The organism is Frankia sp. CoBUL1, assembly GCF_978021245.1.
On the sequence record NZ_CDXDOS010000007.1, the window covers coordinates 23431 to 28280 of the forward strand.

4 protein-coding genes are annotated in these 4850 nt (G+C 71.6%); 1 reads left to right on the plus strand and 3 read right to left on the minus strand.

Annotated elements, in window-relative coordinates:
• Window positions 1-148: 148 nt before the first annotated feature.
• The 3 genes from miaA to miaB are packed head-to-tail and all read right to left on the minus strand — an operon-like array spanning window position 149 to window position 3461.
• On the minus strand, window positions 149-1060 hold the full coding sequence (gene miaA, locus AC08OX_RS01790; RefSeq protein WP_476606186.1) for a tRNA (adenosine(37)-N6)-dimethylallyltransferase MiaA: 912 nt from the start codon (window positions 1058-1060) through the stop codon (window positions 149-151).
• Complete coding sequence (locus tag AC08OX_RS01795) at window positions 1057-1842, minus strand: class III extradiol dioxygenase subunit B-like domain-containing protein (RefSeq protein ID WP_476606187.1); 786 nt, start codon at window positions 1840-1842, stop codon at window positions 1057-1059. Before AC08OX_RS01795 ends, miaA begins: the two co-directional genes overlap by 4 nt.
• Window positions 1839-3461, minus strand: coding sequence for a tRNA (N6-isopentenyl adenosine(37)-C2)-methylthiotransferase MiaB (gene miaB / locus AC08OX_RS01800; protein WP_476606188.1), 1623 nt, complete (start codon window positions 3459-3461; stop codon window positions 1839-1841). The genes AC08OX_RS01795 and miaB overlap by 4 nt, the downstream gene beginning before the upstream one ends.
• Before the next feature lie 363 nt (window positions 3462-3824).
• Between miaB and AC08OX_RS01805 the strand changes: the two genes are divergently transcribed.
• On the plus strand, window positions 3825-4559 hold the full coding sequence (locus AC08OX_RS01805) for an amino acid ABC transporter ATP-binding protein (protein ID WP_476606189.1): 735 nt from the start codon (window positions 3825-3827) through the stop codon (window positions 4557-4559).
• The last annotated feature ends 291 nt before the right edge of the window (window positions 4560-4850 follow it).

A 4850-nucleotide genomic window follows, 5' to 3' on the forward strand; every position in this document is an offset into this window, starting at 1 on the left:
GTCGGGTGGGGTACCAGCATCAGAGGTGGGCGCGGTCACATCGATCTCTCCAGACGCCGTGCGGGACCGGCCGCCGCGCACCGGTCACCGGCGACGCCGCGCATTGGCGGCGGCCCGATCGACCCCGACCCGGTCGGCCGATCACCCGTCAGAGCGAACCCACCAGCCGTCGCACCTGGGTGACATCTGGTTGGTCCAACCAGGCTATCCGGTTATCCCGCCGGAACCAGGACCTTTGTCGACGGGCAAAGCGCCGCGTCGCCGTAATTGTGGCGAGCTTGGCCTGTTCGGCGGAGTCCATTGCGCCGTCGAACCAGGCCAGAACCTGGGCATATCCCAGTGCGCGAGACGCGGTTCGGCCTTCCCGCAGGCCGCATTCCACCAACCTTCGCACTTCGTCAGGAAAACCAGCACCCCACATTTTCTCCACCCGGTCCGTAATCCGTCGGTCGAGATCGGGGCGATCCACGCCGATCTGCACGACCTCATAGACCGAGCGGTGCTCCGGCAGGGTGGCCGTGAAGGTTCCGGTGAGCTCGACGACCTCCAGGGCACGCACGATCCGCCGGCCGTTGCTGGGCAGGATCGCCGCGGCGGCCTGCGGTGCCCGCGCGGCCAGCCGGTCGTGCAGCGCCGGTGCGCCGACGCGGGCCAGTTCCTCCTCCCACCGCGCCCGGACGCCCGGATCGGTCCCCGGGAAGGCCAGATTGTCAAGAACCGCGCGGACGTAGAGCCCGGAACCGCCGACCAGCACCGGAATGCGCCCGGCGGCGAGCAGGCCGTCGATTATCCGGCGGGCGTCCGCCTGGAAGCTCGCGACGTCCGCGGGATGCGTCACGTCCCACACGTCGAGCAAATGGTGGGGCACCCCGCGACGCTCCGCCTCGGGAACCTTGGCGGTACCGATGTCCATCCCGCGGTAGAGCTGCATCGAGTCCGCGTTCACCACCTCGCCACCGAGGGCGAGCGCGATCTCGATGCCGAGGTCACTCTTGCCGCCGGCGGTCGGCCCCACGACCGCCACCACCGGTCCCCGGCGCGGTTCCTTCTGCCTGTTCATCCTCGCTCGGCAACATCCCGTGTCCAGAGGGCAACCAGATAGCCGACACCGTACGGCGCGTCGTCATACCGGAGGTCACTGTTCCATGACCCCGGGCCCAGGAACCCCGGGCCCAGGCCGTCCCGGGTCGCGGCGAGCAGGGCGCCGGCCAGGACCTGCCAGGACGCCCGGCCCGCGGCGAGCAGCTCCCGGGCCAACCCCGGGTCCAAGGCGAGCAGACCGGCCGGATCCCCTGCGGCCAGCGCCGCGGCGGCGGTCGCGTCGAACGCCGCGGCCCGTGGATCCAACCCGCCGGGAGCCTTCAGCGTGCGACAGGCCGAGCCGTCGCCCATCACGAGCAGGGCGAGGCGCTCCTGCGGAGCGGAGCCCGCGACCAGCCGCGATCCGAGTGCGACGGCCCCGTCCGGGGAGATCTCCGCGGGCACCCCGACGGCGGTGCGGGCGCCGGGCCAACCGACGGCGCCCAGCAGCCAGGCGCCGATCGTGATCGACAACGGTAGGACGGGCGACGACAGGACAGACGACGGCTCGGGGGCCGGCGCGGTCGGGCCAAGATCTACCCGGAGATCCACCCCGAAGCCGGCCAGCGACCCGGACGCGGCGGGGCCGTAGGACACCTCGGTCGCCGCGTCACCCACCACCACGATCGTGTCCGGCTCGGCGGCACACAGCAGGCGCACCGCGTCCACCGCGACGGCCCGCGCCTCGACCGGCTCACCACGGCCGACCTCGGGAACCAGCAACGGAGGATGAGGACAGACCGCGGCGGCGACGAGGGTCATCGACGTACCGGAGTACAGCAGGCGTCCGCGCCGGCCAACGCCGCGTCGGCCGGCGCCGGGCCGACGGGATCGGGCGAGGACGACCGCAGGGACGGGATGCCCAGGGTGACGATCGGCCGTCCGCCTGCCGGCTGCTGCGCGGCTGCCGCACCGCCACCGTCACGCCCGAGCGCCCACGCGTCCCCCGCACGGGTCGCCCGGTGGGACCGCAGGGGGCCGTCGGCGGTGAGGTGATGGGGTGCCCCCCGCGTCACCACCGTCTCGACGACGTCGCCCGGGCGCACCGTAGGCGCCACCGCCACCGCCACCGCGACCGCGGGCGCGGCGCAGCCCGCCCTCGGGCCCGAGCCGGTGGACGAGCTCGCGGCCTCGTCCGCACGGAAGTGCACGAGCCGTCCGTCCCGAGCCCGGCCGGACATCCGGCCGGTGGCGCCGTCCTTGCGCCCCTCCCCCTCCGAGACCAGCACCTCGACCCGCCGGCCGACCAGGGCCCGGTTCTCCGCCCAGGAGATCTCGTCCTGCAGGGCCACCAGCCGGGTATACCGGTCGGCCACGGTCGCCCGGTCCACCTGGGCGTCCATGGTCGCTGCCGGGGTACCCGGGCGAGGCGAGTACTGGAAGGTGAAGGCGCCGGAGAACCGGGCCGCCCGCACCACGTCGAGGGTGTCGGCGAAGTCCGCCTCGGTCTCGCCAGGGAAGCCGACGATGATGTCGGTGGTGATGGCCGCGTCGGGCATGGCCGCCCGCACCCGCTCGACAATGCCGAGGAAACGGTCCCGACGGTACGAGCGGCGCATGCGGCGCAGCACGGTGTCCGACCCGGACTGCAACGGCATGTGCAGCTGGTGGCACACGTTCGAGGTGGTCGCCATGGCCTCGATGACGTCGTCGGTGAAGTCGCGCGGATGCGGTGAGGTGAAGCGGACACGTTCGAGACCCTCGACGCGACCGCAGGCGGCCAGCAGCTTCGCGAAGGCACCGGGATCTCCCAGCGAGCGCCCGTAGGAGTTGACGTTCTGCCCCAGCAGTGTGATCTCCAGGGCGCCCTCCGCGACCAGGGCCTCGACCTCGGCAAGCACGTCGCCCGGCCGGCGGTCACGCTCGCGGCCACGCAGGCTGGGGACGATGCAGAAGGTGCAGGTGTTGTCACATCCCACGCTGATGCTGACCCAGGCCGAGTGATGGCTGGCCCGCCGGGTCGGCAGGGAGCTCGGGAAGACCTCCAGGGCCTCGGCGATCTCGACCTGGGCCGCCGCGTTGTGCCGCGCGCGCTCCAGCAGCACGGGCAGTCGGTGCAGGTTGTGCGTGCCGAAGACCACGTCAACCCAGGGCGCCCGGTCGAGGATCGCGGCCCGGTCCTTCTGGGCGAGGCAGCCCCCGACCGCGATCTGCATGCCCGGATGGCCCTTCTTCACCGGGACTAGCTGGCCGAGGTTGCCGTACAGGCGGTTGTCGGCGTTCTCCCGCACCGCGCAGGTGTTGAACACGACCACATCCGCCTCGCCGCCGGGATCGACCGGGGAGTAGCCGGCGGATTCCAGCAGCCCACAGAGCCGTTCGGAGTCGTGGACGTTCATCTGGCACCCGAACGTGCGGACCTCGTAGCTGCGGCCGTTCACCCGACCAGCCTACGGCGCGTGCACCGGGCCGGAGCCGGGTCTGGGGTCTGAGCTGGGTCCGGCGGGGACGGGATCGCGTCGCGGGCCGCCTCGCCTGCGGGGCCGGGACCCTCCCCGTCGGGAGCTGAGGCGCCCCACCCCGGCCCGGACACCGCCCGAGATATCAGGCAACACCCCGCTCGATATATTTGCGTAGCTGCAGGGATACTATTCTCGAATGTTCCCGTCAGTGCGCCGAAATCCGCGCGAGACGACCGCTCCAGCCGTCGGCCCCACGACTGATCCGCGCGCCTGGCCGTTCCATCATGAGGCCGCCGGGACGCTCGGCCCAACACCACAGCGCCATTGTGTCGGGAGGTCGACATGCCTTTGGTGACTCTGGAAGGCGTCGGGAAGTCGTTCGGCGACAACCGGGTCCTGACCGACGTCGACCTGTCCGTCGAGGCGGGCGAGGTCGTCATCATCATCGGGCCCTCGGGGTCGGGGAAGTCGACCCTGTGCCGCTGCGTCAACCGGTTGGAAACGATCGACGAGGGCCGGATCCTCTTCGAGGGCCGTCCCCTGCCCACGGAGGGCCGTGAGCTCGCCCGGATGCGATCACGGGTTGGAATGGTGTTCCAATCGTTCAACCTCTTCGCGCACAAGACGGTGCTCGAGAACGTCACCCTGGGGCCGGTCAAGGTCCTGGGACACAACCGCTTGCAGGCCCGCACCCGGGCCCAGGAACTACTGGAACGCGTGGGGATCGCCGACAAGGCGGACCAGTTGCCCCGCCAGCTCTCCGGCGGCCAGCAGCAGCGCGCCGCCATCGCCAGGGCGCTGGCGATGGATCCCGTGCTCATGCTCTTCGACGAACCGACCTCGGCACTCGACCCAGAGATGATCTCCGAGGTGCTGGACGTGATGAGGTCGCTGGCCACCAGCGGCATGACCATGATCGTCGTCACCCACGAAATGGGATTCGCGCGTTCCGCCGCGGACCGGGTGGCCTTCATGGCGGACGGTCGCATCCTCGAGATCGCCCCGCCAGAGAGTTTCTTCGCCGCGCCGCGGACCGAGCGCGCCCGGGACTTCCTGGCCCGGGTCCTGCAGCACTGAACCTCCACCGACCCGGCCCGACCCGGCCGCGCCCACCGCCCACCGCGCCGCCGGTACCCGGAGACACACCAGAGGCACGCACCACCAGCAGGCACGCACCACCAGAGGGACGCAGTTCCTCAGGGGGGGACACACACCACCCGACGCCAGATCACCTGCTCCGGACCCGCGGTCCGGAGCACTGCGAGAGGATCGGTCATGCGTACACCGTTCAGCCGGACGCGACGCCCCGCCGCCGGGCATCCCAACGGGAGCTCCGGCGGGATGTCACGCGAATGCCGCCGCAGGCGC